We start from the raw sequence: 4,775 nt of genomic DNA on the forward strand, positions 1-4,775 counted from the left end.
GGGAACAACAAGTACGGCGGCTGCTACGAGTACGGCTAATACGGGAACAACAAGTACGGCGGCTGCTACGAGTGTGGCCAATACGGGAACAACAAGTACGGCGGCTATTACGAGTACTGTTGATACAGGATATGGAATCCAATCTAATACAACACAAAAAGATGTGAATACGGCCGCTGAAACGTTCTCTAAAGATACACTTATGACTGCACGAACAAGATCGACTATTATTAATGGTTATCAAAATAATACTTATTATCAGAATGGTAAGCTGGCTAATGGGTATTTGAATGATGGTAAAAATTGGTATTTATTTAAAAATGGTATTAAACAGTCACAAATTCAAAAATGGGCTGGATATTATTATTATTTTGATCCCAAGACTAATCTTAGAGTTGATAATGTATTTCGTGATGAGTGGAGTAATACGTATTACTTTGGGAATAATGGGCAAGCCGTTTCTGGTCTGCAGAAAATTGATGGAAAAGAATATTATTTTGGTGATGATAATACGTATACTTTACGAAAAAAAGTATTATTCTCTTCTAACGCCCAAAAATATTATGCTGGTGTAGATGGTGCTTTGTTAACTGGTGTGCAAAAGATTAATGGTACTTATTATTATTTTGATTCTTCTAATTACCGTATGCAAGTTGACAGTTATGATCAAGCCAGCTGGGGTGATTGGTATATGTTTGGTTCGGATGGAAAAGTTGTGACTGGTTGGAAAAAGTGGGCTGGAGGTACTTACTATTTTGATCCAGCAACTTATTTAAAAGTAACAGGCACACAAAATATAAATGGAAAAATTTATTATTTTGGGACTAACGGCGTCATGGAAACGGGGTGGCGTAAAGTTAATAGAACTTCTACTTTTTATACAAGTGACGGTTCTGCTGCTAATGGTTATGTAAATGATGGTAATCATTATTATTTATTTAAGAATGGTGTACCTCAATCTGGAGTACAGTCTTGGGCAGGTACTTATTATTATTTTGATCCTAAAACTTATTTGCGCGTTGATAACGCATATGTACAGTCGCAATGGGGCGATTGGTATATGTTTGGTTCGGATGGAAAAATTGTAACGAGTTGGTATACTTGGAATGGTGCAACTTATTATTTTGATCCTAAAACTTATCTTAAAGTGACAGGCACAAAAGTTATAGCCGGAGTTACTCAACATTTTAGCAACACAGGTAAATTAATTGGCGCTAGAGAAATGAATATTGATCAGGCGGGATTAGGTATTATTGAACGATTTGAAGGTTTGAGTCTTAATGCTTATCGGGACGCTGTTGGTGTCGTTACTATTGGTTATGGGCATACTAATAACGCACCATCTGGAGGCCAATATCCCGTTCACATAGGTGATAAATGGACGCAGACTCATGCGAATGATGTTCTAAAGGCCGATGTACAGTCAGTTGTAAAAGCTGTTAATAAGCTTTTACACGTCAGTGTTTCACAGAATGCCTTTGATGCATTGATTTCATTCACTTATAATTTGGGAATTGGTACTTTAACAGGAAGCACGTTACTCGCATATATTAATAAGAAGGATATGGCGGATGCCGCTAATCAATTTTTGTTATATGTTCATTCTAGTGGGGGAGTTGTGCTTACAGGTTTAGTAAATAGAAGGAATGCAGAGAAAAAATTATTCTTAAGTTAATGTAGTATTACTAGGGTGTGTCTTCAAATTAAAAAATGTTCGTTACTTGCAGAAAAATCATCTTTTTTCAAAGTTAAGTGGTCCATTTTTCTTGAATTAACTTAATAATGAACACCAAAATTCTAAGAATAGAACTGATTTATCGATTTTGAAGACACGCCCTAGTTTATATTAATTATTTTCAAGTAAATAGCAAAACACTCAAACGAATACTTCATTTTTGAAGTTTTTGTTTGAGTGTTTTATTGTTTCTGTCGATGTAATTTAAATGATAGATTAGATCTTTTGTGCTTTTTAGGTCACTGAGGACGTTTTATTTATTGTTTAGTTAATTGAGTTTTATTAATTATTTGGTTTAAAAATATAGAATTTACTAAAGAAATAATTGGCAATAACAACGATGATATTATCAACGACTTTTGTTAGTAAGGGATTAATATGCCATAAAGAAATGCCAAACCACATAATTATAATATCTAAAATTAGAGATAGACCACGAAAAAAGAAAAATGAGCCCATTTCTTTTAGTAATTCTTTAAAAGAATTAGTTTTTGAAGTAAATACCCAGCGCTTGTTTGTTGTGTAAGCAAATAAAATTGATAAAAACCAAGCAATGATATTAGCAATTTGGTAATTTAAAGTTGTTTTTGAATTCAATAGCCCAAATACAATTATGTTAATTAAAGTGGTTAATCCACCAAAAATTAGATAAGCAATAATATTTTTATACCTATTTAAAATATTGAGACTGAATTGAATTATTCTTTTCATGTATTTACTCCAATAAGTTATTGATTAAAGTTTTTTAGATGTTACTGCTAATAGTATTAACAGAGAAATATTTAAAGTCACTTTATTAGTCCAAATGTTTTTTTATTGTACTGAATTAATTTAAAAACATGTGGCAATTATTTCTGTTTTTAGTTAATCTGGTGAATAGTTGGTCTTTTTGATCACTAAATTAATATTTAATACTTAGGTTAGTCGGCCCGCTACCATGTGTTCATTATTAAAAATAATGGTGCACCTATCCGGTGGGAGTATAGCGTAGTTTTACTACATTTTAATTATATGCGTAACAGTTCATAGGAAAAAATCAGTCATGCTAAAAGCGACTTAGGATCGTTTAAAAGTAAAATAATTATTTACCACTTTGAAAAATTATGAATTATAGTTAAGTTAAATTAATTAGAAAATAACCAGTAAAAAATAAGTTTCAAATGTATTAATAATGCATTAATATAGAAGAAAATATTAGGGCTCTCTTAAATCATTATCTAAGATCACTTGTTCAATTATTTATCTTTAATAAATTTACAGTAATCATGGTCAATTTAGCAATTATGTCATGTATTGTACTGTACTAAAAAGCTATCACAAATTTTGCCGTGCCTTGGTTCTGTATCTAATGCAGTGATTATTTACCAGCGTTTGGATCATTATTAACTTTGTTATTATTGCTGTCAGTAGGGCTATTTTGCATATTGTTTCGTGATTGAGTATCACTACTACTGCTACTCGTGGATTGCGTGCCGGCATTAGAGTTATTATTGACTTTATTATTATTACTATCGCTGGGATTATTCTGCATATCATTGTTACTATTTTGAGTTGAGTGGTCAGACTTGGCAGCCGTTTGGTCTGATTGACTAGCCTGTGATTGTGTACCTGCCGAATTTGTTGCAGCGCTGGAAGAAGTGTCTTCACTTGCTGTATTATGTTGCTGGTCATTCATCGAAGTGCTTTCCGAGGTCTTAGAAACTTGTTCAGAATGACTTTTTTTTGAAAACGTCGATGATTCGTTTTTTGAGCCAGTGGTACTACAAGCTGCTAGGCCAGAGACTGTCAATAAGAGAATCATTAATTTAAGTGCTTTTTTCATTAATTTACCTCCATATTAAAAAATACTCAAATGTTTTAAATATGTTATTTTAGATCATTTAACAACATAGCGGTTAGAGCCGACCAGTCTTGATTACTGTCAGATTGAAGTCTAATTGTTAGCCTGACTACTGCTCTGGTTCGATTGTGATTGCTGATTATAATAGTTAGCGTCGCTGCCACCAATTGAAGGGTACTGTTTCAATAATGGGTAATAAACACCACCAATATCAGCACCTTTCTTCACAGCTTGGTTATAAATGCTAGTGATTGTGTCGTCGGGAATCGTTGCAAGTACATTGCTGTTAGCATGCATTTGTGTTACTAACATTTGTCGAATTTGGTTGGCCGAAAGGTTGTTTGACTGAGATACTGATTGACTATTAGATGTTGCTGATTGGGCAATGTTCTGCTTACTAGTTTGATCTTCGGTTTGACTAGCACTACTGTTAATCACTTGTTGACTTGATGTATTAGATTGTTTTTGTTCAGAAGAAATAGTCGCCGTACTACTAGTATTTGTACTAGCAGTACCGGTACTAGATTTTTGTACGTTCTGTTTATTTTGTGGGTTAGTCTTTTTAATCTTATGCTTATTACTATCGGAAGATTGATTGTTTGCAGGTTCAGTGGTCGTTTGTTTGCTACCGGATTGGGTGCCACAAGCACTTAACGCTAATGTTGCCGTTAAAACAATCCCTAAACTAAAAATTTTTTTCATGAGTAAGCTCCTAAATTAAATTGTAATGCCACACTAATATTTGCTAATAGAATGATATCACTCAAATATACGCTATTTTCGGTGATTTTTCTAGAATACATCTTTAAACAATTTTTTTGTATAAAATAGTGAAAAATTAGTTTTAAACGTGCCTAAAAAGAAGGGGAAAAACCATTCCTGAACATATTAATGGTTATATGATCTTGGATTACAGCCGAAGAAAATTAAGTTGTTTAATCCCTCAATTTCTTTTTCTTTACTTCATTAATATTAGCATATAGTTCTGCCGTTGAATTGTAAAAGTAAAATTATATTTTTTAAATTAAAATTTGTTAAAAATTATAGCGGATAAATTTCTATTAAACATGTCAAAATTGAAATATTTAGAAATATAAATAAAAAGCGTGCGCTAAATAGAAACTTTGGCTCTATACTTTTTCCTGTTGATAGTTTACAAAGTGGTAAACTATTAACAGGATTTTTTGGGCCCTTGAATTT

General features: G+C 32.5%; 4 protein-coding genes. 1 reads left to right on the plus strand and 3 read right to left on the minus strand.

The window, feature by feature from the left end; translation table 11 throughout:
- Positions 1-1,675 (plus strand): glycoside hydrolase family protein (locus tag EKM98_RS12210; RefSeq protein WP_225418583.1); only part of this gene is annotated, 1,675 nt, incomplete at its 5' end.
- Between the two features lie 342 nt (positions 1,676-2,017).
- Here EKM98_RS12210 and EKM98_RS11650 read toward each other — a convergent pair.
- The 3 genes from EKM98_RS11650 to EKM98_RS11660 form a co-directional block, all read right to left on the minus strand.
- On the minus strand, positions 2,018-2,446 hold the full coding sequence (locus EKM98_RS11650; protein ID WP_068280921.1) for a GtrA family protein: 429 nt from the start codon (positions 2,444-2,446) through the stop codon (positions 2,018-2,020).
- 646 nt (positions 2,447-3,092) lie between these two features.
- Entirely contained in the window at positions 3,093-3,557 is a 465-nt protein-coding gene (locus EKM98_RS11655) for a hypothetical protein (protein ID WP_068280917.1), read from the minus strand.
- 111 nt (positions 3,558-3,668) lie between these two features.
- Positions 3,669-4,277: a hypothetical protein gene (locus EKM98_RS11660; protein ID WP_068280914.1), complete on the minus strand. Its 609-nt coding sequence runs from the start codon at positions 4,275-4,277 to the stop codon at positions 3,669-3,671.
- Positions 4,278-4,775: the final 498 nt, after the last annotated feature.

The sequence above is a fragment of the Loigolactobacillus iwatensis genome (assembly GCF_003950295.1).
GTDB classification, from domain to species: domain Bacteria; phylum Bacillota; class Bacilli; order Lactobacillales; family Lactobacillaceae; genus Loigolactobacillus; species Loigolactobacillus iwatensis.

Excerpts from the sequence above, each read along its gene's own strand:
- EKM98_RS11660 (WP_068280914.1), bottom strand. The coding sequence starts at position 4,277 with ATGAAAAAAATTTTTAGTTTAGGGATTGTTTTAACGGCAACATTAGCG.
- EKM98_RS11650 (WP_068280921.1), bottom strand. The coding sequence starts at position 2,446 with ATGAAAAGAATAATTCAATTCAGTCTCAATATTTTAAATAGGTATAAA.
- EKM98_RS11655 (WP_068280917.1), bottom strand. The coding sequence starts at position 3,557 with ATGAAAAAAGCACTTAAATTAATGATTCTCTTATTGACAGTCTCTGGC.